Source organism: Membranihabitans marinus (assembly GCF_021729155.1).
Taxonomy (GTDB): domain Bacteria; phylum Bacteroidota; class Bacteroidia; order Chitinophagales; family Saprospiraceae; genus Membranihabitans; species Membranihabitans marinus.
Genome location: NZ_JAJQYA010000004.1, coordinates 134145 through 158162, shown reverse-complemented (window position 1 = coordinate 158162; position 24018 = coordinate 134145). Strand labels below are relative to the sequence as shown.

The window sequence follows — 24018 nt, the reverse complement described above, 5'->3', positions numbered from 1 at the left end:
AATATGAATAGAAGTAGTTTTAAAAATATAAAATAATTAATTATGAGTAATCCAGTAGTTTGGTTTGAAATCGCCACAACAAATCTTGAAAGAGCCAAAAATTTTTATACCGCTGTATTTAAGCGAAATCTGCAGTACATGGAAATGCCAGATACGCAAATGTATATGTTTGAAGGAGATGAAAAGGAGACTGGTGCAATGGGAGCACTAGTACATGCTAAGGAATGTAAACCCAGTTCTGAAGGAACAGTAATTTACTTTAATTCAGATGACGTAAGTGTCGAAATAGCTAGAGTAAAAGCTGCTGGGGGCCAGGTAATATTTCCTAAAATGTCTATTGGAGAATTTGGCTTTATCGCTCAATTTATAGACACTGAGGGCAATACCATTGGATTGCATTCCACTAAATAGGAAATGGTATATTAAATAGGGTAGGGCCAGCGAAAAATTAGACTGCCTTGTTTTTATAATAATATTTGTTTTTCTATTGTGACTGTTATATCTCTATGGTATAAAAGATTGAAGGTCTTATTATTGATCTAATATTTTACGGGATATCTAGGTCGGCTATTCCATATATTTATACTCTTCTTATATAGTAAGTATAAAGAGGAAGGGTTTGTATATCCCAAACTAGTCAATAAATACATGATGACTAGATATATTTGGTATAAGATGATTATAGTTGTTTGCTTAATACCCACGACCTTTGTTTCTATGTATATGGTTGAATACGGTTTCTCCCTTGTTTACTTGAATTTTTTAGATGTATTTTAACCTAAACTAAAGGTTTGTTATTGCTTTGATATTTTTAATTTGAAATATTTTTAATCTTTATCGGACAAATTTGTCCAAGTTTAAAAATAACCCATTATATTTGTATTCAATAAAATAGAAAATTATGTTTTCTAAAGCTTGTGAATATGGCATTAGAGCGACAATATTGATAGCAGTAGAGTCACAAAAGGGGAGAAGAATATCGCTAAAAGATATAGCTAAAGAAATTGATTCTCCAGTTGCTTTTACTGCAAAAATACTACAGGCATTAGCCAAAGAAGATATTGTTCAATCTGTTCAAGGTGCCTATGGCGGCTATGAAATGGATAGTCAACGCCTTCAAAATGTCAATTTAGGCGATATAGTGAGGGCAATCGATGGAGATATTATTTTTAACGGATGCGGGTTAGGGCTTCGAAAATGCAACGATTTGAAGCCTTGTCCTGTTCACTTTAGATACAAGGTTATTCGAGAAAATTTAAAATCTATGTTACAAAATACGACGGTTGAAAATTTGACCTCTGAATTGGAAACAGGGCTTACTTTTTTAAAACTCTAAAAAATTTGACTATTAATCGGATAAATAGGTCGCATTTATAAATGATGAATACAAAATATTAAAATCAATTTCAATGAAAACACAGGCTTTACAACATCATCACGGTTTGTTTTTATGCTGGAATATTAAGACTGGCTTACTAAAGAATATTGATTTATATCGTATTAAAAAGTATGCAGATTGGTTTTACAACCATCAACTAAATGACCATTTTAGATTAGAAGAAGAGTTGTTATTTCCTATTCTAGGTTTAGATAATAAATGGGTGATTCAAGCCCTAGATGAGCATAGTAGATTGCGTTCATTGTTTGAATCTGAGGATCAATTGGATTTAAACCTTAATTTGATAGTCAAGGAATTAGATAGACATATTCAAATGGAGGAAGATGTGTTGTTCCCAGAAATACAAAAAAATGGTACAGTTGAACAGTTGCAAGTTTTAGAGGACATCCATAAGATATGTCCGGAGGCGGATGAATGGGAAGATCGATTTTGGGAATTGGAATATTAACATAAGGAATACATCATGAAATCTCTATCTCTTATTCTAGTAATTCTTCTATGGTTTTCTGGCTGTAAGAATCAAGATCAGCTTGAATTGATCTCTATTTTAAACGAAGAAAGATCAATCTTTTGCCAATTGACAAAGATGAAGGAAAGCATCGCTACGGATTGGGATCAAATGAATATGTTGCTTGAGCAATCACTTTCACCAGATATGCCCGAGGCTGAAAAAAACAATATTTTAAAAGTTCGAAATGCAAGTCTGATAAGAATGTTTGAATCTTTCAAAGAAGTCGATACATCGGTTCAAATGGCCTTGTTAAGTTTAGAAGAGAAAGATCGTAAGATGGTTGAAAAAATCGTGGAATTAAAGGCTCAATTATCCGATCTGTCAAAAAGGAAAAATGTGTTATTAAAGAAAATGGGGGGAAATTTTATGACCGAATTGGCAATTGAACAGACCACTCCTTGCCTTGAATAATCGAAAAATATATGACCAAATTGTAACTAACTCATGAAAACACTTTTACCGATTTTATTACTTTTTTTATGGGTATCCTGTGAGAAGGATGAATTAGTCTATGAAACGAGTTTACCTGCTTCCAATTATTCTCATAAAATTCCCATGTTGTGGAATCAAATGTATTTGGAAATTGAGCGCTATTGTCCAGGGTATAAACCTCCGGTTTCAGCTAGAAATAATGCCTATATCAATCTTATTGTGTACGAGGCTATAGTAGAAGGTAGTGGTTCTAAATACAAGAGCCTTTCTTCCTATTATCCCAATATAGATATTGATCGTCCCAAGCCTAGCTTGGAATACAATTGGGAAGTAGTAGCCAATGCTGCTTATAGTAGAGCATTTGAAATGTTTTTTCCAACTGCGCCTGCTGAACAGCAATTTCAAATGCTAGCGATCGGACACCAGTTGGATGCGGAATTACGACAAGACACTGACCCCGATGTATATGCCCGTTCGAAAGCACATGGAGAAGCTGTAGCCAATGTGATATACCAATGGTCCATTGAGGATGAAATGGGTCATGAGGCGTATTTAAGCAATATTGATCCCAGTTATGTGCCTCCCCAGCGCGAAGGTCTTTGGAAACCTACCTATCCCGATTATCAACCTGCTTTATTGCCCAATTGGGGAAAGGTACGCACCTTCGCGGCTCGGGGATCTGATGGTATCCTTCCACCTCCTCCTTTTCGCACAGATACCAGTTCTGTATTGTATAAAGAAGCTCGGTTTACCTACAATATGGTAAATGAAATTAAATTAGGCCAGCATCAAGAAGATTATTGGATTGCTGAATTTTGGAGTGATGATTGTCCAATTCTTACCTTTAGTCCTGCTGGTAGATGGGTTAGTATTACCAATCAATTAATTTCCATCGAACGCTTGGATTTATTGGAAACAGTAGTGGCCTATACAAAAGTGGGAATGGCCTTGGCCGACGCGGGAATTAAATGTTGGGAAAATAAGTATCGCTATAACTGTTTGCGCCCTATAGATTATATACATGAATATATGGGGGATCGGGAATGGAATACCATTATGTGTCCCGATGGCTCTGGTGGCTTTTATACCCCAAATTTTCCAACCTACCCTTCAGGTCATGCCACCTTTTCTGCCGCGGCTGCTGTGGTCTTGGAAGATATATTTGGAAAAAATTATTCATTTACTGATAGGAGTCATGAAGGAAGGACTGAATTTAAGTCTACACCCCGAAGTTTTTCATCCATTTGGGATATGGCTATAGAAAATGCCTATTCTAGAGTGCCGCTTGGCGTTCATTTTATGTCTGATTCCGAAGCCGGAACAGATTTAGGCTATAAAGTAGGGCATAGAGTTATTCAGTTGCCTTGGCAATAATTCAATAGATAGATTTCAATAAAAACTATTGTTGTGGATTCATGGCAGAATAGTAAATGAGGTACCATTCGTCATTAAACTTGGCAAATCTGCGTTTGATACCGATATTGGTCTTGATATCTATTATCTTTTCAGTGACCAAGGTCGAATCAAAAGTTTGCCTTTCGATCTGGTATTGATCGGGATCGAAGTTGTCAAATGAATGAAATTTCCAATCTTCTTTTGACCATGTAAATTCATCGGGGTCGATCTCTTTACTGATAAGTGCGGGAATACCCTGTAATGGAAAGGTGATATGATTGAGCTGGAATACAGAATCGGAATGAAATTTCAAATAAAAACTTGAAAAATCTTCTGGCACTTGAGTCATTTCTTCAATACCCAATGTATTTTCTTCTTGCTTGGTATTATTGCAGTTTGAAAATAAAAGGATGGAAAGTAATATGGTAAGTTTATAGAGAATTTGCATGAATATTTTTTCTTTCTTTAGTCCAAACGAATAAGAAATCTTTGTGGTATGTATATTCGCCGTAGAAATATAGTTTATCACAGTTTAATGACCCTATGGACCCAGTGAAATCCCCTGATTGAGGATGCCATAGAATAGGATCTATATCAATATCGCGCAACCAATCGATATTCTTCTTCCCCCATGTTTTGTAAGCACTTTCCTTAATTCCCCAGACCAATTGCGTTTTTAAACTAATATCTTCTCCTCTTACCCAGGATTCTTCAGCCTTGCCTATGATTCTGGGTGCAATCCTTAAGATCTTCTCAGGTTGGTATATTTCAATGTCACAGCCCACTTTTTCACTACTGGTGATGGCTGCAATGTAGCTGCTACTATGACTAATTCCGCAGTGTATATCATAGGTTGGAAAGTGAGGACAACCGCAGCTGTCTTTTTTCAATTCACTAATGAAATGCTGATGGGGTAAGCCTAATTGAATTAAATATCTAGAGACCAAATATTCCATTTGTCGCTTGGGGTTAAAATGACGCCAAGGTGAATCCGGGTACTGATGTCCTATTTTAGAAATAAAAAAATCGATTTCCTCGGTTACTTGCCAAATAAGTATCTTGGTATCTAAAGGAAACTGTTCTACATTTACAATGGGCAAACTTATTGGATTTTATTAACTGATTATTATAACCATAGATGATTAAAAGTACAAAGATACTACAAGGACATAATAGTTCTATTTATAAATTATTTTTTGATGAGGAATCAAATGAATTATTTTCTGTAGGAGGAGATGGTTGGTTGGTAAGTTGGGATTGGCAAGATAGTTTAGATGGTCAGTTAGTAGCCAAGGTTGAGGATCAAATTTTTGCCTTGGCCGTTAATTCTCAATATTTTTTCTTGGGTACATTTTCTGGTAATCTATATATATTAGATCGAAAGTCAAGGCAGGAGGTTTTTGCAAAAAAGATTCACCATAAAGGGATTTATGATGTAGTAATTACCGATGAGTATTTCTATACTTTAGGAGGAGATGGCAAGGTTAGAAAATGGAAGATGGATACCCATGACTTTGTTCAAGAAGTTCATTTAACTGCCAAGCCATTGCGCTGTGGTAAAATCGATACCGAGAACTTTCAAATGGCCATCGGTAGTTCTGATGGCAATATCTACATCCTGGATCTTCATAATCTATACCTCAATAAGGTGGTGAATGAAGCCCATGAACGATCGGTTTTTTCATTGGCTTATATTTCAGGTCAGTTAATCTCAGGTGGTATGGATGCCTTGTTAAGGGTTTGGGATTCCAAACTATGGACTCTTCAACACAGTCTACCAGCACATTGGTATACCATTAATGATATTATTGATTTGGGCTCGGTAATGGCCACAGCAAGTAGAGATAAATCTATTCGATTCTGGTCCAAGCAAGATTTTCAACCCATTACTTCTATCAAATGGGGACAGACTACCGAAGCTCATGTCAATTCAGTGAATAGTTTGGCATATTGTCAAAAGGCTAAGGTTTTGTTTTCAGCTAGCGATGATCGAAGTATACGACTTTGGTTTCTATAACTAGTATCAAAATCAGGTGAATCATAGATTATTCAATACTTTAGAACACGAGGGTATTAAATGAATATTCCGAACTAAAGTTGTTCTAGCGCTTGGTCTAAATCTTGAATAATATCGTCTAAGTATTCTATACCTACCGACATTCTAATCAGTCCGTCGGTTATACCCAATTCCATTCTGTTTTCGACCTTCATGTTGAGGTGAGACATGGAAGCAGGATGTAAGACGATGGTGTCTACATCTCCCAGTGTGGGGGCCATGGTGATAAAATCCAATTTTTTCATTAACTGTTTCCCTCGGTCTAGACTGCCGAGATCAAAACTAATCATAGCGCCAAAACCACCATTCATCGTCTTTTTGGCGTTGGAATGAGTAGAGTGACTGATTAAACCGGGGTAGAATACCTTTTCTATTTCTGTATGGTGGTCCAAATAGGAGGCAATAGAAGCAGCATTACTACTTTGTTGATTTACTCTGAGAGACATGGTTTTCATACCTTGGTAACACAGCCAAGCTTCGAATGGACTGCAATTACTTCCATTTAATTTCATAGACATTTCTACATTATCTGATTTTATCATTTCTGTAGGTCCCACAATAACGCCACTAATGCCATTGCCATGTCCGTTGATATATTTGGTATTACTGTGAATAACGTAGTCTATGCCGTGTTTCAGTGGCTGTTGAAGTATAAATGTGGCAAAAGTATTGTCGACAATAGATCTCACATTGTAATGCTTACAGACCTTGGCCAATCCCTCTAGATCGTAACAGGTCAGGGTAGGGTTGGCTGGGGTTTCTATAAGCAAAACAGCTTTTTGAGAAACCTCTTTAATGGCCTGTTCAACGCCTGGGATATCTAGTAGATCGAGGTATAAAACATCAATACCCTTGGTTGCAAAATATTGATCTATTAGACTCATACTTCCCCCGTACAATGCGGGTTGAGTAATTATGGTATCGCCTGGTTGTGTCAATGATGCCAATAAGGTAGATAGGGCAGACATACCAGAGTTGGTGACTACTGCACTTATGTCGGAATCTAATTGGTAGCCTTCAAGTCGGGCTATTTTGTTTTCTAAAAGTTCCACATTGGGATTGGAAAATCGACTGTACACATAACCCTTGCTCGAACCGTTAAAAATATTAATGCCTTCTTCTAGTGTTTCAAACTGAAAGGAAGAAGAAGCGTATATCGGGTTGATGTGAGGGGGATTATATGAAGTTAATTTTTCCTCTTTACTACAGATTGATGGTATTTTCATAGCTCGTGATGTATAGGTATAATATTCTATCAAATATAGATTATCTTTGTGCAAAGATCAATTTAATTTAAACGATTATAGTAAAAAAGGACTTAATGGATTTTGAGGAAAAAATTATTGTGGTAGACGAGGGACAGAGTCCTATGCGAATTGATAAATTTTTAGCCAACAAGTTGTTTCAGGTCACCAGAAATAAAATTCAAAACGGTATAAAAAACGAATGGGTAACCGTCAATGGTAGTTTGGTCAAAGCCAATTACAAGGTACAACCCAGCGATGAAATAATTATGCAAATACCGTTGAATGCAGAATACGATGGCGTGGTTCTGCCAGAAGATATCCCATTGGATGTAGTTTATGAAGACGAGTATTTATTGGTGATTGACAAGGCTCCGGGTTTGGTAGTCCACCCAGGGACTGGCAATTATACGGGGACCTTAGTTAATGCTTTAGTTCATCATCTTCAAAATTCAGATTTACCGGTATTACCTGGCAATAGTATGGATCGTCCCGGATTGGTACACAGAATAGATAAAGATACCAGTGGTTTATTAGTGATTGCTAAGACAGAAGCCGTTCTAAGTCATTTGGCGGCCCAGTTTCACGAACACAGTGTTCAGCGCAGGTATCAGGCCATCGTATGGGGCCAGCCCGATCCAGCTGACGGGACGATAGATGCTCCTATCGGCCGACATCTCAAGAATAGGACAATGTATGCTACCTATGATCAAGAAGAAGCAGAATTGGCCAAAAATGCAGTGACCCATTATTCTACGATCCAGTCCTATTACTATGTATCTTTAATTGAATGCCGATTGGAGACAGGGCGAACCCATCAAATAAGGGTTCATATGGATTCCATCGGTCATACGATATTTAACGATGAAAAATATGGTGGAGATCAAATATTAAAAGGTACCGTATTCAATAAATACAAACAGTTTGTGGAGAATTGTATAAAGATTTGTCCGCGACAGGCTCTTCATGCCAAATCTTTGGGATTTGTTCATCCAGTAACGGAGAAGCCTATGTATTTTGAATCTCCATTGCCTGCAGATATGCAAGGAGTATTGGATAAATGGGATAAGTACGTAGAAGACAGAATTGATAAATTTGAAAACTAAACCAAGAATTTCTTTATGAAATTGAAATCATTACAATATCTTTCACAGTGTATAGCAGATCGAAGTGATTTTTTAGAGGCATATATTCATCAGACCGCTGCCAATAATCTATGGTTCCCCAAAGACAATTATTGGAAGAGTTTAGATGCGATTCGTCAATATATGTTAAATCCAGATGATATAGAAAAATGGTTGTCATACTACCATCTACCGGTAAATGCAGATCAACAGCGGCAAGTGGGTTTGGTTTTTGCTGGAAATATTCCATTGGTCGGGTTTCACGATTTTTTAATGGTTTATCTTTCTGGGCATAAAGCAGAAATTAAATTGTCTTCTAAGGACAAATATGTATTTCCAGCTATCTTGAAATTGATGAGTGAGAAAGATCCTACTATCCTAGATGATTTCAAGGTGGTAGAACGACTAAGTAATTTCGAAGCGGTAATGGCGACGGGATCGAACAATACTTTTCGATATTTTGAAAAGTATTTTGAAAAGGTGCCTAAAATATTGAGAAAAAATCGGACTTCTGTAGCCATTCTTACAGGACGAGAAACAGAGGAAGATTTAAAGTTACTCGGCAGAGATATACTGAGTTATTTTGGATTGGGATGTAGAAATGTAACCAAGGTATATGTGCCGACGGGCTATGATTTCAAACCTTTTATCGATTCCATTGACTGTATGAGAGATGTAGTAATGAACGCTAAATACAAAAATAATTTTGATTACAATCTGTCTATGGAGTTGCTCAATCGCACCGATCACATCAGTACACCGTTTATGGTGATTAAAAAGGCTGAAAGTCTTTTTTCCCCCATCAGTATGTTGCATTATGAGGAGTATTCATCTTTGGATGAATTGGGTTCGGAATTGGGCCAGAAGGCAGAAGATATTCAGTGCATTGTCGGTCATACCTCAGTAGATTCGATTCCTCTCATAGGATTTGGCAAGACCCAACAACCGAGTTTGTTTGACTATGCTGACGGAGTAGACATTGGACAATTCTTAGTATCTATAGCTTAGCATTATGACCAGGAAAGAAAAAGCCGATAGGATTGGTATTATATTGGATGAATTGTATCAGGAGTGGCCGATACCCTTGGATCACAAGGATAGTTATACCTTGCTTATCGCTGTACTACTGTCTGCCCAATGTACAGACAAACGAGTGAATACAGTGACGCCGGAATTGTTCGCTTTGGCGGACAATGCATTCGACATGGCGGTCCAGGACCAAGCCGAAGTTCAACGCATCATACGCCCATGTGGTTTGTCACCCCAAAAATCAAAGGCTATTATTGGCCTGTCCAAGATTTTGGTGGACAAATACCAAGGTGAAGTGCCGGCCGATATGGAGATATTGGAGACATTGCCTGGAGTAGGCCATAAAACAGCTTCTGTTGTCATGGTACAGGCCTTTGGCGTACCAGCATTTCCTGTAGATACCCATATTCATCGATTGGCTTACCGATGGATGTTGAGCAACGGAAAATCGGTGGCGCAGACTGAAAAAGATCTTAAAAAAGTATTCCCAAAAGAAGAATGGAATCGAAGGCATTTACAAATCATCTATTTTGGCAGAGAATACTGTCCAGCTAGGGGACATCGCCGCGAAAACTGTCCAATTTGTAAACAATACGGCCGTAAATCTATGGATTAATTAGAACGGCATGCTAATGGCCAAGTTAAGATTTGATTCTGTGAAGTATTGACCAAATTTGGAAAAGGCCCAATAACTGCCATTTTCTCTTTGATAGGGTAGTTTCAATTTTATACCCCAATCCAATCGGAGGATAAAGAAAGTCATATCTATACGCAATCCAGTTCCGGTTCCCACAGCCAATTCTTTCCAAAAATTATTGGATAATAATGCATTGGGGCTATCGGAGTTGCCCAGAGACCAGATATTACCAACATCCATAAATACAGCACTGTTCAGACGCCAAAACAGAGGGAAACGGTATTCTGCATTCATTTCTAGTTTGAAATCACCCACTTGTGCATAGGGCTGATTGAAGTCGGGATCTAAGGTGCTTTCATTAACAGATGAACCCGGCCCCAATTCTCTTATTTTCCATGCCCTCATACTAGAGGGACCTCCTAAGTAAAACTGTTTGGTAAATGGGATTGATTCTGACCCGGGCAAAGGAACCGCTATCCCGACATTGATTCGGGAAGCAAAAGAGGTAGAAGGGGTGAAGTCCTTGGAAAACCTCCCGTCGAGGTCGAGTTTTACAAACTTGGCAAATTCAAATTTGTCAAAGAGTTGAAATGTATCTCTGAGTTGATTGATAGCGTAATTGGCCAACATCACTTCTAGACCAGACACTTCAAAAGTTCCATTGAAGGTATATTGTCGTTTGGCGTAATCCTTTTGACTTACATGGGTAAACAAAGCACTGTTAAAAAATAGACCAGTAAAAATTTGGGGATCTAGAGATTTTCGGACGAATTCTTGATCGGCAATTTGTTCTTCGAAACTTTGGGCCAGATCAGGAAGAAATACATTGATTCCCAAATTATTCACCCTTAAATTGTTTCTACCCGCTGCCCAGTTAAAGTTATTTCCCAGAGAAAAATTAAAGGAGTGATAGGTATAGAAGCTATCGATCAACACATAGTCGTAGTTGACGTTTACAGAACTTAGTCCATTTTCTTTCAGTGTATTGTGTAAGGTTGGGAAAGGTTTTTTAAGTAGAGAATAGGAGTGGAAATAATCCACAAATTTCTGAATGGTTAAGTTGTTGTGAAAACCGAAGATAAAGGTTTGAAAAACATTTCTATCCTTATCCCAGGGGTTAAACTCTGATAGTAGTTCTATCCCAGTAGTAAAATTTTCCCCTTTGCCCAAAAAATTGCGATTGGTTATTTCTGGCCCCAAAGAAGCACCGATGAGACTTCTCGATGAATATGTAGTATTGTTAAAATCAAAGTTGGAATTGAATTCGTACTTCAGTGATGGAGTAAGTATTAAATATATATTGAGTCGATCGGGATTCTCTGGAGAGGGTATTTCTTGAATAATTACTGAGGAATACACGTTGTAACGCAGGATTTCTGATCGAGCTTGTTCCAATTTACTTCTGCTGAATACTTCACCGGGTCGACAGGGTATAATAGAATTCATAGTTAATCGATCCAGGGACTTTCCCGCATCAAAATTTAAGTGTTGAATATTGTCAATCGTTGCGGTATCTACTACCTGTTGAAATGCAAAAGGAATGTGGTCGTGATTAACTACGATTTCCCCAAAGTAAAATTTTCTCATCGCCACGCTATCGGCATCGTCTTGAATTTCAAATCGAATGTCTACTTCATTGATGTTTTTTATTGCATCTGGACGTTTACTTATATTTAATGAAGAAAAATAGGGATAGCCATTGTCTTGCATAATCTTCACTATCCGTGCTTTTTCCTTTTCATATGCCGTGGTCGACAAGACATCACCTTTTTTTAGAAACGATTGATGATCGTATTTTTTAATTAGAGTTTCTACTTCTTCAGAAGGATAGTTTATGGTTTTGTTGTTGATTTCATATAGAGGTCCAGTAGATATATCGTAAATTATGGTGGCTTTTTTATTTTTTAATTTTTCCGAAAAATATGTCTCGGCATCGTAATAGCCTTTGTCCATTAGATAACGACTAATTTGATCTTTGATGTTCAATCCTTCACCTTCTTGATATATATAAGGCCGACTACCTACCCGTCGATATATGAAATTTTTAATGGTACCTGTATCAGCAGATCCGTATTTATAATGGACCCACACCTTCCAGTTTTGTTTTTCGATTTGTTGTAAGGTATCTAGATAGTAAATTTCATTGGCCAACTTGGTCTCTTCTCTAGCGGATAGGGGACCATTTACATTAATTTCATAGTTTGTGAGTAGAAATTCATCATCTGCTATAAATTTGCTAACATTACACGCCGTAAACAGCACGGTAATTAATAGATAAAAAATACTTTTCGAAATGAATTTGTTCATAAATTTCTAATCGCTCCTAAATTAACAAGGTCATGGATCAAATATTGTCTAAGAATCAAATAAAACTGATTCGTTCATTAAAACAAAAGAAAAATAGATATAAATTAAAAAAATACTTAGTTGAGGGTGAAAAAATGATTTTAGAACTTCTCGAAAAATCGCCTGAAACCATCCAATACATTGTTTTAAATCATTCTGATCCCCTTCCTTTTACTACTCCCATCTATCGAACAGATTCAGTGACTTTTAATTCCCTGTCCAATCTTCAAAATCCTCAAGGTTTTTTGGCAGTATGTGATATGCCGGCGGAATATTTCGGAGAAATGAAGAGTGACCAATCTTTTTACATTTATACCGATGCCGTTCAAGATCCAGGCAACCTGGGTACGATTTTGCGAACTGCAGATTGGTTTGGAGTCAGTACTGTATGGATAGGAGAAGGCAGTGTAGATCCATTTGGATCAAAATGTATTCAGGCAAGTATGGGTAGTGTTTTCAATGTACAGTTAATTCAAGTAAGTCAGGAAGAATTGTTGAAATGTTCTCTCCCGCTTTGGGTTACTGATATGGAAGGACAATCGGTCTACGATTTGGATTGGGATCAACCCGGTGTGTTGGTTTTAGGGAATGAAGGCAACGGAGTATCTCAATATTTAAAAGAAAATGCCGGTCGTGTTTTGACTATTCCCGGTTCTCCCAATCGCATGGTAGAATCCCTCAATGTAGCAATGACTACTGTGTCCATTCTCACATTGAGGGATAAATCCATTCGCAACCTATAGTTAAAGTAATTCTTTAATTGAGGCTTCTAAATTATTTCTTGGATTTATTTTTCTAATGATGCCATTTCTATCCAATAAATATGTGGCCGGTATAGCCCGTACTCCATAGGTCTGAGCTGGTGCTGATTGCCAATATTTCAAATCACTTACGTGGCTTTCCCATGCGAGTTTATCTTGTTCAATAGCGGCTACCCATTTATCCTTTTGACCATTGCGATCTAAGGATACTGAGTATACGGTAAAGCCCTTGTCTTTGTATTTATTATATAGGGAGACTACATGTGGATTGGCCCTTCTACAAGGTGCACACCAACTCGCCCAAAAATCAAGTAAAACGACCTTCCCTCTGAGATCGGACAATTTCATAATTTTGCCATCGGGATTGGGTTGAGCTATTTCAGGAGCTTGATCTCCAATATTGAGTAAACTAGCTTGTTGAGCTCCTTCAACATTCTCTCTCACTTTGCCATCGTAATATTTTACGAATTCTTTAAATTCATTGGCATAGGGAGTATGGCTTAAATCTTCTTCAACTCTAGGAGCCAATGCTCTAACGTTTTTGTACTCATCCGGTGTTTTCATTAAAAACGCTATTCCAGTTTGTAAGGCTACCAAGGTGTTTTCCATATTATTGAAATAATCTAGGACCATTACTTCGGGCCAGTCTTCAGATATTATCTTATGATATGACAATACCTGAGATCCGGTCAATGAGGAACCGGAAAGATCGAAATTGTATTTCTCGAAATCACCGTAATTTCCTTTAATGGTTAGATCCTTGTCTTCGCCATTTAACACAAAAGAAACTTTTTTATGTCCAATGGACAACTGATATATAGCTTCGGCAATGGACTTATTCGTTACCAGTTGAAAATTGCCTCGGGCATCGGTCTGGGTAGAGGCTATTAAAGTTCTTTGGCCCTGCAGTGAAATTTGATTAAGTTGTACTTCCTTATTGGGGGCATCAAAAAGTTGACCAGATAATTTGAATTCTTCACCCGTTGGTTGTTCGCTACATGCTGCAATAAAAAATAGCCCTAGAACGAAATATAAAAATTTACTCATTAATCTAATTTTTGTTCAATTACTTCATTATATAATGTCTTCCATTTACCGACGTTTCCAAAATCTATGTTATCGATTTGAATATTGGTATCTGTGACTTTTCCTAATTCAACTAATTCAACTGAATTTGATTGACAAATGTTTTTTAAGGCCTGTAAATTATTTTTATCAATTGATACTACAATTCTAGACTGGGCCTCTCCAAACAAGAAACTGTCAAGTCGGATATCTTGGTTGCGATGAATGTCAACTCCCAATTCATTTTCATGACAACTCTCTAAAAGGTTGTTCAGCAGTCCACCTTCAGATATATCATGGGCGGACTCAAGAAGTTTATCTTCATTCGCTTTGATGATACATTGTTGAACTCGGTACTCTTGATCTAGTGAAAAACTAGGGGCTTTGGAATTGCTGATTTTATGATTCCATTGCAAGTATTCTGAGCTGTTGAGATCGAATTTGTTTTCGCCAATTAGGACAATAATGTCGCCAGGTTTTTGGAAACTCAATGTTAGAAAATCATTTACATCGTCCAAAATTCCCAACATTCCAATGGTTGGAGTAGGATAGATGGGTTCTACAGAATCCGGCAATACAGTTTGGTTGTAAAAACTGACATTCCCACCTGTTACAGGGGTGTTAAATTTGCGACAGGCCTCACCCATCCCTTTAATCGCATTGACAAATTGCCAGTAAACTTCTTTATTATAAGGATTACCAAAATTGAGACAATTGGTAATAGCCACTGGTTTTCCTCCAGTACAAACAATATTTCTAGCGGACTCAGCCACTGCGATCATACTACCTACATAAGGATCGGCATAAACAAAGGTAGAATTGCAATCTACATTCATGGCCAGTGCCTTGTCTGTACCTTTCACTCTAATCGTCGCACTATCTGCATGGCGGTTGGTCTTCATGGTATTCACCCTTACGGTGTGATCGTATTGTTCATAGATCCACTTTTTGGACGCTAAATTTGGGGAAGACATTAACTTTTCGGCGGCAGCTATATAGTCCTCTGGTTCAGTTATTTGAGATTCAGTATAGTCTATTAATTGACTGTAGTATTTGGCCTCTTCATAAGGTCTGTCATATACAGGAGCTCCTCCTCCCAAAACCAACGGTTCTGCGGGAACATCGGCTACTACTTCACCTTCACTAATAAATTCAAGTCGACCGGTATCCGTTACTTCGCCGATCAATTCACATTCGAGATCCCATTTGTCAAATACTTTTAACAACTTATCTTCTTCACCTTTTTTACATACGATCAACATCCGTTCTTGGGATTCTGAAAGCAAAATCTCAAAAGGCAACATATTACTTTGTCTGGTAGGTACTTTGTCCAGATCAATACGCATACCAGTACCAGATTTGGCACTCATTTCCGATGTGGAACAAGTGATACCTGCTGCCCCCATATCTTGCATACCGATGACAGCGCCAGTAGTATAGGCTTCTAAACTAGCTTCAAGCAATAATTTTTCTTGAAATGGATCCCCTACTTGAACGGCAGGTAAATCTTTGGCACTATCCTCAGTCAAATCTGCTGATGCAAATGTTGCACCGTGAATACCATCTTTCCCTGTAGCAGAACCTACGATAAATACGGGATTACCAGGTCCATCAGCTACAGCTGACATGGTTTCTCCAACTTTAACCACTCCTACCGACATGGCATTGACCAATATGTTTTGGTTGTAACAGTCTCTAAAATATACTTCACCACCTACTGTAGGTACGCCGAGACAGTTGCCATAATCGCCAATTCCTTTGACGACACCTTTGATTAAATGTTTGGTATGAGGACGATCGATATCTCCAAACCGAAGAGAATTTAAAGCGGCGATAGGCCGTGCTCCCATGGTGAAAATATCTCTGTGGATTCCACCCACTCCTGTGGCAGCACCTTGATAGGGCTCTATGGCTGATGGGTGATTATGTGATTCTATCTTAAAGGCACATGCCCAACCATCGCCAATATCGACGAGTCCAGCATTTTCTTCACCTGCTCCTACCAAAAGTTTGCCCCCATCGCGAGGTAGGGTCTTAAGGTATTTTATGGAGTTCTTATACGAACAATGTTCCGACCACATAACAGAGAAAATACTGAGTTCCGTAAAGTTGGGAACCCGACCTAAAATTTCAATTATTTTTTGAAATTCATCTTCGGTAAGTCCAAGTTTTTGGGCGACTGAAAAATCGGGCAATGATACTTTGTCCTTCATATTTTGCTTTTTGTTTTATAAGCGTACAAATATAATACAATTTATATCCATCATCAATCTTCCATTGAGTTTATCACATTAAACAATATGAAATTTATTATCTATTTCTACTATATTGGACTAAAATGCAATAATGGCTATTCTCAATTATATAAATACGGTGATATATTCTGAAAATAAAAGGATTTTGTATATTTGAATTTATTTTAATATATAGGTTTTAACATCGTATCTGAGACTGTTTATCAGTCTGCAGTATATTAAGATTAAAATACATTTACAATTTTTTTATTTTAAAATATATAAATACAATATTTGTAGTTAGAATTCACGTTGTTTTTGTATTAATCAGATCCAAAACATATTTTGATGCGTATATACTCATTTCTCTTTTTGTTATTTTTCGGAATCCAGCAAGGTTATACCCTTAGTGTATTACCCGATAATGGGAAGGCTGATTCAACAGAGCAAAAGGAAGAAAAATTTTGGTCGTACAGCAATCAAGCAACTCTGTATTTATCTCAAATAGCCTATAGTGAATATTGGAAAGGTAGTGGTTATAACAATATCACTCTTGGTGGAGATCTTGGTTGGAAGGCGATATACAAGAAGGATAAAAGTAACTTTACTTTTGCTTCCAGTCTCCAGTATGGTTTGATGAAAAGAGATAAACAAGATTGGGTAAAAAACAGGGATAAATTGGAATTGAATGGTAATTATGGCTATAAATTTTCCGATAAAATGTTTTTGTCAGCTATTGGTAATATGAGAACCTTTATGACTAAAACATATAAAATTAATGCTGATGGCATGAGGGGAAATTTTTTAGGTAGTTTTGCATCGCCCTTGACTATTGATATCGGTACCGGTCTCAATATTAAGAGTTTAGCTGGTAGTGATAGTAAAAATACCTTTGATATTTATTATACCCCAATCAATAGTAAGATAACTATAACGCGAGATTCTACTTCGGCTGCTCAGTATTTGCCAGAAAAATTTAGAGAGGATAGGTATCGGGTGGAGCTGGGTAGTTTGGTTAAATTTGTAATGAGTTTTACCATTATGAAAAATGTAACCCTGCAAAGTAAAGCGGACTTTTTTACTAATCATCTCTCTAACTTTGGAAATTTTGATGTCAATATTGAAAGTAAATTAAAGATGAAGGTCAATTCAAAATTGTCTGTTGATATCTTAGGCAATTTAGTTTATGATGAAGATATCAAGTTTGATATTCTCGATGAGGAAGGAAGTCCTACTGGACGGAGTGGACCTAGAGTGCAGTTAAGTGAATCTATAAACCTTGGTTTAACACATTCCTTTTGAACATCTAGGACTATATAAACTCGGTATTACTGGGTTAATTTTTCTGTTTTTTAATGTTACTAGAAATCGACTGTAGATTGTGATCTATTTGCTGATAATTATTCGTCATCATCTCAATTTCTTTTCTTTCTGTTTCCAATAATTGATCAAAATCAATAAATTGTTCGTCAATTTTTAAACGAATATTGCCTATATATTCTGTCAATTTATCGGTAATCTCTTGCTTTATACGTTGTCGACTGGATGTGATTTCTGCATTGAATTGCTTTAATATTTTATTTCTTTTAATCCCTGTAGTAATCCCAGCAAACAGTAATCCTACGGTAGTTATAAGACCTCCTGTTACATCGAATACTGCTCCATTGGTCACAGCAGTTAGAATAATTCCTATAACCGCTATTCCACTCCCAGTAGCAATACTTGGACTGATGGCTTGGCCGTGAGATATAAGATCTCTGTCTCCAAAATTATCGGTATCCTTTATGAATTTTTGAAATGAAGTTTTTAATTCATCAATGACTAATCGTCTTTTTTCTGCGATATGACCAAATAAACTATGATTATCCTTGAGGATGGTCTTGTTCTTAAGAATTTTCAGTTCCACAACTTTTGCCATGTTTTGTACATTATCAGCCAAATCATTGACCCCATCATGTAATCGATCAGTCATCTCAATTTTCAAATTTGATTCAAGTTCATTGCGGATATCTTCCAACCAAACTTTAGGTGATTCTTTTTTATTGAAAATAGATTTAAATGATTTGCCAATTAAACGCATAAATGACAGTCCTTCTTTAAGAGATCGCTCGCTGATTAGGGTTGCTTTGTCATATCCTGTTAAAAGGTTGTCAATAAGGACTTGAACTTGATTGTCAGTAGATACTACGTGTTCATCTAAAGTAATTTGGATTTCTTTTCGAAATTGTGAATCGTTTTCATATTGAGCTTTGCGAGCTTCTAATCCCGTATTTATTTTATTATTTAGGGTAGATATTAAAGTGATTAAGTTCTCAATTTTTAATATCAGAACTTGGTCACCAGTTATATTGTCATTGATATAAGTTCGCAGCGGTATAAAACCACTTTCTTCTTTTTTATCATTGATTTCTTGTAGGGCAGATACGGCAAATACTTTGGGATCTTCTACATTTTTTTCTTTGGCTTGCTTGATTACTCCTTCAATGTTGATCTTTAAATCAGCCTCAGTCATAATATCTTTTTGTTGTAAGATAAATATGACTTTCTTTTTCCATTCTTCGTTGATAAAGTCCAGAAAAGCCCATGCACTCCTTCTATAGGGATTTTTGGCTTCAAATACAAAGACGACTAAATCAGATATAGGGACAAAACGTTCCGTTATTTCTTGGTGATTGTCCACTATGGTATTTGTACCCGGGGTATCAACTATGGATATTTCTTTTAGAATTTCTGCTGGATGATAAATCTGTTTTAAATAGGGATTGATCACTATTTCTTCCATTTTCTCACCGTATTTAATCTGTTGAATGGTGTCGGTTTTTGGATCTGGAGCCACTCCACAAATCTCTGTCTTACTGTCCAATAATGCATTGACAAAACTACTCTTACCCGCTTTGACTTCTCCGACAATGACAAAGAGAAAAGGCTCAGTCATTCGCATTCTCAATTCGTGAACTATGTTCTCTGTTTCTATATTATTGACCATTTTGGCTTGATCGATCAATTGGGGAATCAAAGCATTGATTTGCTCAAAATAGGGGAGAAGACGGTGATTGGTAAATGATGACATATATACTTGGTATTAAAGTCAATAAAGAAATTTAATTCACAATATGAATGTAACAAATTCACAGTATTCTTTAATTTTAATTATCAAATATAAAAATACTCAATTTGACCTTAACTTCATTAGGCAAACCAAAATTAAAAAATATGTGTCGATTTCAGCTTAAATGGGGGGTTAGCTGTTTTAAAATAGACCGGTTCTAACCAAAAAGAGAATCCACAAATGCTTTTTTATTAAATATTTGGAGTTGTTCTATACCTTCTCCTACGCCGATGTATTGAATAGGAATCTTAAATTGATCAGAAATCCCCAATACCACTCCGCCTTTGGCCGTGCCATCTAATTTGGTTAAAGCTAGGGCAGAGACTTCGGTAGCCTCTGAAAATTTTGAACATTGTTCGAAGGCGTTCTGACCGGTAGAGGCATCCAATACCAACAACACTTCATGAGGGGCATCTCCTTTGGCTTTACTGACAGAACGTTTGATTTTAGATAGCTCCCTCATCAAATTGATTTTGGTATGCAATCGTCCAGCGGTATCGATAATGGCTATATCTTTTTTGTGTTCTATGGCGTAGTTCACAGTTTCATAAGCAACAGCGGCAGGATCGGCGTGCATTCCTTTAGAATAAAAATCGCATCCCACACGTTTAGACCAGATTTCTAATTGATCTACTGCGGCAGCTCTAAAAGTATCAGCAGCTCCTAAGACAATGTCATAACCCTGTTTTTTGTATTGATGGGCGAGTTTTCCGATGGTCGTTGTTTTACCAACACCATTGACTCCTACTACGAGGATAACATATGGGGGTTTACTATTATCTACAGTATAGTCTTCTAGATCAACGGTATTGTTTTCCGACAACAATTGCACGATTTCAGATTTTAAGATCTGATTTAATTCCGATGTATTGATGTATTTGTCAACCGCTACTCGTTCTTCCAATCTCTCGATAATCTTTACCGTAGTATCTAATCCCACATCAGCCGAGACCAATATTTCTTCTAATTCATCTAAAAAACTTTCATCCACTGTATTTTTTCCAGCGACGGCTTTGGTAATCTTAGAAAATATATTGGACTTTGTCTTTTCTAGGCCTTTATCTAAATCTTCTTCTTTCTCTTTGGTAAAAAACTTTTTAAAAAAACTCATGTCTAATCGCTTATTATTCGTTTGGCAAAGTGATAATCAATTTGTGACTTTTCTTGGGTATATCTATTCTATTACTGCAGAAGAAGTCCATCTAAAAAGAAAGGTTTTTAAGTATATATTGTTGCTTAACCGATGAAAAAATATCAGTTTTTACGATTTGCTATACATAAAAAAAGGCCTTTCGTATGAAAAGCCTCAATATAATGATTCAGTATTATGTTTCATTATTTGTTTGCAAAAAATTCTTTTGCTTTGTCCTTGTGAATAATCATTTCTTTGAATGAATATTTACCTGTAACAGGATCTTTCACACTTTTGATCACTTTTACGTGATCTCTTCCTGACCCTGCATTTGCAGCTCTCTGAGCTACCCTTGCGTTTTTTGAAACTTTCTTAGCCATAGTTATTTAATTTCTCTGTGAACAGTGTATTTTCTCAAAATAGGATTATATTTCTTCAATTCCAATCTTTCAGGAGTATTTTTTCTGTTCTTTTGTGTTACATATCGAGAAGTTCCTGGTTGTCCCGATTCTTTATGTTCTGTACATTCAAGTATAACCTGAATTCTATTACCTTTTGATTTCTTTGCCATAGTGCTTTACATTTATAGTTTAACCGGGATACTTTTTCCTTGCTTCTGTAGTTTCTTCAAATAAGCATAGAGACCCAATTTATCAATCGTTCTCAAAGCCTTGGTGCTCACCTTGAGCGTTACTGTTTTATCCAATTCAGGAATATAGAATTTCTTCTTTATTAGATTGGGCAAAAAACGTCTCTTTGTTTTTCTATTTGAGTGCGACACATTATTACCTACAATGGGTCTTTTACCAGTCAACTCACATACCTTAGACATAGCGCTTTATTTTAATATAATTAATGCAACAAAATATTACGTAGTGACCTCGGCAGGATTCGAACCTGCAACCTCCTGATTCGTAGTCAGGTGCTCTATCCAGTTAAGCTACGAAGCCATTCTTTTTCATAACTGATTATGAAATCGGATGCAAAAATAATAAAATATTTTAAATTTTATAGAATTAAGTGAATTAGTTGTCTGTAAGCTGCTTACATTTTAATAAATTTCCAACTACTTTGTGATTTTCCCTGCTCAATTCGAAGAAAGTATCCTCCTGCAGGAAGTGTTTTTATATCAATTTGTTGATAGTCGTTGTTCACTGTTCCCAATTCGTCTTGAATGATAATTTTCCCAATATAATCAATTACTGAATAGGTTATTTTATCAGAACTATTGCCACCAGAAAAGGTGAATTTTAAATATTCGTTGGCGACATTGGGATATAGATTAGTGATTTTTAATTCATTGCTACTGCTTTCTCTTTTATATTTTTCACTAACACATGCTAGGCAGGCAGCCGCATCTAAGATTCCACCCGAAGAAGATCTCAGCTCTAATTCAGCTGAGGGTTGGACAGTGGAGAGTATGCAGTCCTTGATCTCATCAGCAGTCGCAATGGGTGAATTCATATAAGCTGACTGTAAACTATCCAGAGGTAGACTATAAGCCAAACTAATGATGGCGGCAACTTGAGGGGCAGAAAAAGAAGTTCCTGCGTCCAATAAAAATTCGTCGTCTTTGTAGACTGTAGGAATTTCTGTTCCCGGTGCTCCTAAGTCGACATTTATCTTTCCAAATCCACCTCTTATATCTTCTGTCTGGTCTATTGATGTTACGATGACCAATTGATCTGACGGACAATCACTGGGAATATCACCAAAATTGTCCACATTGGATTCACTGTTGGTAGTGGCTCCGACACTTAAAATCCCTACAGAACCCATTTTATTGTACATTTCACAAAATAAGGGTACATCGCTAGCAAACAGACCTTCTTCTCCAAATGAACTGTTAGAAACCACTACAAAGGCTCCTTGTTGACCATTGGTTTCATTAAATCTTTTACGAGCTTGGTACAAATATTCGTAGGCTTGAATGGTTAATGCATTGGTAGCCCTATCTTCCAGTGACACCAACATAATCTGCGGATCCCAATTTATACCAGCGATGCCTGTATTGTTATTGGATTTGGCAGCCATTACTCCGATGACGGCATCACCGTGATAGCTGTAGTCAATGGCGTGTTGTGGTATATTGGCGTTGAAATTCCATCCAGATATATCATCGATCCATCCATTCTGGTCGTCATCTATGCCATTATTAATGATTTCATGAGGATTGATGTAAAAAATTCCTTCAAATTCTGGTTGAGTCGTGGTAACTCCAGCTTCAATTACCCCAATGACGGGGTGGTGCTGGGTAGAGTTTATTTCACCAGTGGTAAATTCCCAAGCATCTGGCATTTTGATTTTCTCTAAATACCATTGCTCATCGTATTTGGCATCATTAGGAGTTACTTTTCGATTAGACATTCGGTAGTTTCGTTGCCATTGATCTATTACAGAACATTCAGATAATATTGTTTCAATTGTAGAGTCAGATTTTTTACGAAGACTCAATTCCCCGGAGTCCAAATGATAGGCGCGAATACTATTGGCTATCAGTTGGGGGCGTATATTAATATTCTTTTTTTGTAAATAGGATTCTACCTCATTGATATTATGGCCTGGACTCAGGGTAAATAAATAACCCTCCCATGTTTGGGCTGAAAGAGGAATAGAAAAGACGATAAATAGAAATAGTAATGGTTTCAATAGCTTCACAAATTGATGTTTAATGATTAATGATGACCATTTGATTTTTATTGTATTTGGCTATCCTTTTTATATTATTTATTGAAAAATTTGATAGATCAAATCCAGGTTTCCATCTGTTTTCTGTGCCTTGTAAATTCATATAATAAATAAATGAACCTTGGGCCATCCATATTTTTTGGTCTTCAATGTCAAGACAAAAGTCCTCACTGGTAGGCAGAGTTTTTTGAACGATAGAGGTTCTCTGGGTTTCTGGATCGTATTTTTTAATATACCAGTCCCTGTCATTGTATTTATGAATAAAATATATTTCACTATTCTGTCCAATTTCAAGACCTCTACCCACAGATTTCGAAACAAGTGTCTCCGTTTCAGTTTGAAGATTATAGATGTATAAATTCAATTTTTGATCTTCTATTAATATAATAGCTACTTCGTTTTGATTTATTATGCGATAATAGGCCACATTGGAGTGGTAACTTATGTTCTCTACCTCAGTATTGGATTTTCTCCATATCCCTTGTTGATGATCGCTTAGACTCTGTCTTACAAAATAGAGTTGACCCTGATAGACAGATGTAGAAAATTCTGAATAATCCCTGGTAGATATAATTTCTTCAGAGGTTTTCGATGTTGGGTTAAGGGCGATTACATCCATGGTCCCATTGTCGGATGAAGTGGTCAAATAAATCTTTGAACCCTCGACGAAAGGTTGGTTATTGTAACCTTCTTTATTAAATCCAGTAAGCCATTTAATTTCAGAGATATCGGTTAACCCATCTTGCATAGGGAGGTCATATTTTATAATATAAGCCTGTGATTGATCTTGTGACCAGATCAATATAGGTGGTAGGAAAAAAAGGAATAAACCAATAATTCGAACTATTGACATAAA

The 24018-nt window shown here is 36.7% G+C and carries 24 protein-coding genes and 1 tRNA gene; 11 read left to right on the top strand and 14 right to left on the bottom strand.

Annotated elements, in window-relative coordinates; genetic code table 11:
* Nucleotides 1-39 precede the first annotated feature (39 nt).
* The 5 genes from LVD51_RS04270 (at nt 40) to LVD51_RS04250 (ending at nt 3716) form a co-directional block, all read left to right on the top strand.
* Nucleotides 40-411 carry a VOC family protein gene (locus LVD51_RS04270; protein ID WP_394803149.1) on the top strand — a complete coding sequence of 124 codons (372 nt, stop codon included), beginning with the start codon at nt 40-42 and terminating at the stop codon, nt 409-411.
* Between the two features lie 490 nt (nt 412-901).
* The gene (locus LVD51_RS04265) at nt 902-1336 is read left to right on the top strand and encodes an RrF2 family transcriptional regulator (protein ID WP_236969952.1); all 435 of its coding nucleotides are present in this window, start codon (nt 902-904) and stop codon (nt 1334-1336) included.
* 73 nt (nt 1337-1409) lie between these two features.
* Nucleotides 1410-1847, top strand: a complete 438-nt coding sequence (locus LVD51_RS04260) for a hemerythrin domain-containing protein (protein ID WP_236969951.1) — start codon at nt 1410-1412, stop codon at nt 1845-1847.
* A gap of 138 nt (nt 1848-1985) precedes the next feature.
* Entirely contained in the window at nt 1986-2321 is a 336-nt protein-coding gene (locus LVD51_RS04255; protein ID WP_236969950.1) for a hypothetical protein, read from the top strand.
* A 33-nt stretch (nt 2322-2354) separates the two neighbouring features.
* The gene (locus LVD51_RS04250) at nt 2355-3716 is read left to right on the top strand and encodes a vanadium-dependent haloperoxidase (RefSeq protein WP_236969949.1); all 1362 of its coding nucleotides are present in this window, start codon (nt 2355-2357) and stop codon (nt 3714-3716) included.
* 25 nt (nt 3717-3741) lie between these two features.
* Here LVD51_RS04250 and LVD51_RS04245 read toward each other — a convergent pair whose 3' ends face one another.
* Nucleotides 3742-4185 (bottom strand): DUF4348 domain-containing protein, encoded by a 444-nt coding sequence (locus LVD51_RS04245; RefSeq protein WP_236969948.1) that lies wholly within the window; start codon nt 4183-4185, stop codon nt 3742-3744.
* Complete coding sequence (locus tag LVD51_RS04240) at nt 4169-4837, bottom strand: 4'-phosphopantetheinyl transferase family protein (protein ID WP_236969947.1); 669 nt, start codon at nt 4835-4837, stop codon at nt 4169-4171. Before LVD51_RS04240 ends, LVD51_RS04245 begins: the two co-directional genes overlap by 17 nt.
* Nucleotides 4838-4875: 38 nt before the next feature.
* Between LVD51_RS04240 and LVD51_RS04235 the strand changes: the two genes are divergently transcribed.
* The gene (locus tag LVD51_RS04235) at nt 4876-5754 is read left to right on the top strand and encodes a WD40 repeat domain-containing protein (RefSeq protein WP_236969946.1); all 879 of its coding nucleotides are present in this window, start codon (nt 4876-4878) and stop codon (nt 5752-5754) included.
* A gap of 74 nt (nt 5755-5828) precedes the next feature.
* Here LVD51_RS04235 and LVD51_RS04230 read toward each other — a convergent pair whose 3' ends face one another.
* Nucleotides 5829-7019 (bottom strand): trans-sulfuration enzyme family protein, encoded by a 1191-nt coding sequence (locus tag LVD51_RS04230; RefSeq protein WP_236969945.1) that lies wholly within the window; start codon nt 7017-7019, stop codon nt 5829-5831.
* A 95-nt stretch (nt 7020-7114) separates the two neighbouring features.
* Between LVD51_RS04230 and LVD51_RS04225 the strand changes: the two genes are divergently transcribed.
* The 3 genes from LVD51_RS04225 to LVD51_RS04215 are packed head-to-tail and all read left to right on the top strand — an operon-like array spanning nt 7115 to nt 9806.
* Nucleotides 7115-8143: an RluA family pseudouridine synthase gene (locus tag LVD51_RS04225; RefSeq protein WP_236969944.1), complete on the top strand. Its 1029-nt coding sequence runs from the start codon at nt 7115-7117 to the stop codon at nt 8141-8143.
* A 15-nt stretch (nt 8144-8158) separates the two neighbouring features.
* The gene (locus LVD51_RS04220) at nt 8159-9169 is read left to right on the top strand and encodes an acyl-CoA reductase (RefSeq protein ID WP_236969943.1); all 1011 of its coding nucleotides are present in this window, start codon (nt 8159-8161) and stop codon (nt 9167-9169) included.
* A 4-nt stretch (nt 9170-9173) separates the two neighbouring features.
* Entirely contained in the window at nt 9174-9806 is a 633-nt protein-coding gene (locus LVD51_RS04215; RefSeq protein ID WP_236969942.1) for an endonuclease III domain-containing protein, read from the top strand.
* Here the strand turns inward: LVD51_RS04215 and tamL are convergent, their stop codons facing one another.
* A complete protein-coding gene (gene tamL / locus LVD51_RS04210; RefSeq protein WP_236969941.1) occupies nt 9807-12134 on the bottom strand; it encodes a translocation and assembly module lipoprotein TamL in 2328 nt (775 codons plus the stop codon).
* 32 nt (nt 12135-12166) lie between these two features.
* Here tamL and LVD51_RS04205 point away from each other — a divergent pair, with 32 nt between their 5' ends.
* On the top strand, nt 12167-12916 hold the full coding sequence (locus tag LVD51_RS04205; protein ID WP_236969940.1) for a TrmH family RNA methyltransferase: 750 nt from the start codon (nt 12167-12169) through the stop codon (nt 12914-12916).
* On the opposite strand, the gene LVD51_RS04200 is transcribed toward LVD51_RS04205, so the two are convergent.
* Nucleotides 12917-13981 carry a peroxiredoxin family protein gene (locus tag LVD51_RS04200; RefSeq protein ID WP_236969939.1) on the bottom strand — a complete coding sequence of 355 codons (1065 nt, stop codon included), beginning with the start codon at nt 13979-13981 and terminating at the stop codon, nt 12917-12919.
* Complete coding sequence (gene purL / locus LVD51_RS04195) at nt 13981-16212, bottom strand: phosphoribosylformylglycinamidine synthase subunit PurL (RefSeq protein WP_236969938.1); 2232 nt, start codon at nt 16210-16212, stop codon at nt 13981-13983. The genes LVD51_RS04200 and purL overlap by 1 nt, the downstream gene beginning before the upstream one ends.
* A 369-nt stretch (nt 16213-16581) precedes the next feature.
* On the opposite strand from purL, the gene LVD51_RS04190 reads away from it, so the two are divergent.
* Complete coding sequence (locus LVD51_RS04190; protein WP_236969937.1) at nt 16582-17535, top strand: DUF3078 domain-containing protein; 954 nt, start codon at nt 16582-16584, stop codon at nt 17533-17535.
* A gap of 34 nt (nt 17536-17569) precedes the next feature.
* Here the strand turns inward: LVD51_RS04190 and LVD51_RS04185 are convergent, their stop codons facing one another.
* From LVD51_RS04185 to LVD51_RS04150, 8 genes are all read right to left on the bottom strand, one after another.
* Nucleotides 17570-19303 carry a dynamin family protein gene (locus tag LVD51_RS04185; protein ID WP_236969936.1) on the bottom strand — a complete coding sequence of 578 codons (1734 nt, stop codon included), beginning with the start codon at nt 19301-19303 and terminating at the stop codon, nt 17570-17572.
* Between the two features lie 196 nt (nt 19304-19499).
* A complete protein-coding gene (gene ftsY, locus LVD51_RS04180) occupies nt 19500-20453 on the bottom strand; it encodes a signal recognition particle-docking protein FtsY (RefSeq protein WP_236969935.1) in 954 nt (317 codons plus the stop codon).
* 224 nt (nt 20454-20677) lie between these two features.
* Complete coding sequence (locus LVD51_RS04175) at nt 20678-20854, bottom strand: DUF4295 family protein (RefSeq protein WP_236969934.1); 177 nt, start codon at nt 20852-20854, stop codon at nt 20678-20680.
* Nucleotides 20855-20856: 2 nt separating this feature from the next.
* Nucleotides 20857-21045, bottom strand: a complete 189-nt coding sequence (gene rpmG, locus LVD51_RS04170; RefSeq protein ID WP_236969933.1) for a 50S ribosomal protein L33 — start codon at nt 21043-21045, stop codon at nt 20857-20859.
* A 12-nt stretch (nt 21046-21057) separates the two neighbouring features.
* Nucleotides 21058-21306 (bottom strand): 50S ribosomal protein L28, encoded by a 249-nt coding sequence (rpmB, locus tag LVD51_RS04165; protein ID WP_236969932.1) that lies wholly within the window; start codon nt 21304-21306, stop codon nt 21058-21060.
* A gap of 44 nt (nt 21307-21350) precedes the next feature.
* Nucleotides 21351-21424, bottom strand: a tRNA-Arg gene (locus LVD51_RS04160).
* Between the two features lie 94 nt (nt 21425-21518).
* Nucleotides 21519-23132 carry a S8 family serine peptidase gene (locus tag LVD51_RS04155; RefSeq protein WP_236969931.1) on the bottom strand — a complete coding sequence of 538 codons (1614 nt, stop codon included), beginning with the start codon at nt 23130-23132 and terminating at the stop codon, nt 21519-21521.
* 10 nt (nt 23133-23142) lie between these two features.
* Nucleotides 23143-24015: a hypothetical protein gene (locus LVD51_RS04150; RefSeq protein ID WP_236969930.1), complete on the bottom strand. Its 873-nt coding sequence runs from the start codon at nt 24013-24015 to the stop codon at nt 23143-23145.
* Between the last annotated feature and the right edge of the window lie 3 nt (nt 24016-24018).

Coding starts and splice junctions, on each gene's coding strand:
- LVD51_RS04215 (WP_236969942.1), top strand. CDS start 9,174: ATGACCAGGAAAGAAAAAGCCGATAGGATTGGTATTATATTGGATGAA.
- LVD51_RS04245 (WP_236969948.1), bottom strand. CDS start 4,185: ATGCAAATTCTCTATAAACTTACCATATTACTTTCCATCCTTTTATTT.
- LVD51_RS04250 (WP_236969949.1), top strand. CDS start 2,355: ATGAAAACACTTTTACCGATTTTATTACTTTTTTTATGGGTATCCTGT.
- LVD51_RS04235 (WP_236969946.1), top strand. CDS start 4,876: ATGATTAAAAGTACAAAGATACTACAAGGACATAATAGTTCTATTTAT.
- rpmB (WP_236969932.1), bottom strand. CDS start 21,306: ATGTCTAAGGTATGTGAGTTGACTGGTAAAAGACCCATTGTAGGTAAT.
- LVD51_RS04205 (WP_236969940.1), top strand. CDS start 12,167: ATGGATCAAATATTGTCTAAGAATCAAATAAAACTGATTCGTTCATTA.
- purL (WP_236969938.1), bottom strand. CDS start 16,212: ATGAAGGACAAAGTATCATTGCCCGATTTTTCAGTCGCCCAAAAACTT.
- LVD51_RS04260 (WP_236969951.1), top strand. CDS start 1,410: ATGAAAACACAGGCTTTACAACATCATCACGGTTTGTTTTTATGCTGG.
- LVD51_RS04200 (WP_236969939.1), bottom strand. CDS start 13,981: ATGAGTAAATTTTTATATTTCGTTCTAGGGCTATTTTTTATTGCAGCA.
- LVD51_RS04185 (WP_236969936.1), bottom strand. CDS start 19,303: ATGTCATCATTTACCAATCACCGTCTTCTCCCCTATTTTGAGCAAATC.
- tamL (WP_236969941.1), bottom strand. CDS start 12,134: ATGAACAAATTCATTTCGAAAAGTATTTTTTATCTATTAATTACCGTG.
- LVD51_RS04230 (WP_236969945.1), bottom strand. CDS start 7,019: ATGAAAATACCATCAATCTGTAGTAAAGAGGAAAAATTAACTTCATAT.
- LVD51_RS04175 (WP_236969934.1), bottom strand. CDS start 20,854: ATGGCTAAGAAAGTTTCAAAAAACGCAAGGGTAGCTCAGAGAGCTGCA.
- LVD51_RS04220 (WP_236969943.1), top strand. CDS start 8,159: ATGAAATTGAAATCATTACAATATCTTTCACAGTGTATAGCAGATCGA.
- rpmG (WP_236969933.1), bottom strand. CDS start 21,045: ATGGCAAAGAAATCAAAAGGTAATAGAATTCAGGTTATACTTGAATGT.
- LVD51_RS04150 (WP_236969930.1), bottom strand. CDS start 24,015: ATGTCAATAGTTCGAATTATTGGTTTATTCCTTTTTTTCCTACCACCT.
- LVD51_RS04265 (WP_236969952.1), top strand. CDS start 902: ATGTTTTCTAAAGCTTGTGAATATGGCATTAGAGCGACAATATTGATA.
- ftsY (WP_236969935.1), bottom strand. CDS start 20,453: ATGAGTTTTTTTAAAAAGTTTTTTACCAAAGAGAAAGAAGAAGATTTA.
- LVD51_RS04255 (WP_236969950.1), top strand. CDS start 1,986: ATGAAGGAAAGCATCGCTACGGATTGGGATCAAATGAATATGTTGCTT.
- LVD51_RS04190 (WP_236969937.1), top strand. CDS start 16,582: ATGCGTATATACTCATTTCTCTTTTTGTTATTTTTCGGAATCCAGCAA.
- LVD51_RS04225 (WP_236969944.1), top strand. CDS start 7,115: ATGGATTTTGAGGAAAAAATTATTGTGGTAGACGAGGGACAGAGTCCT.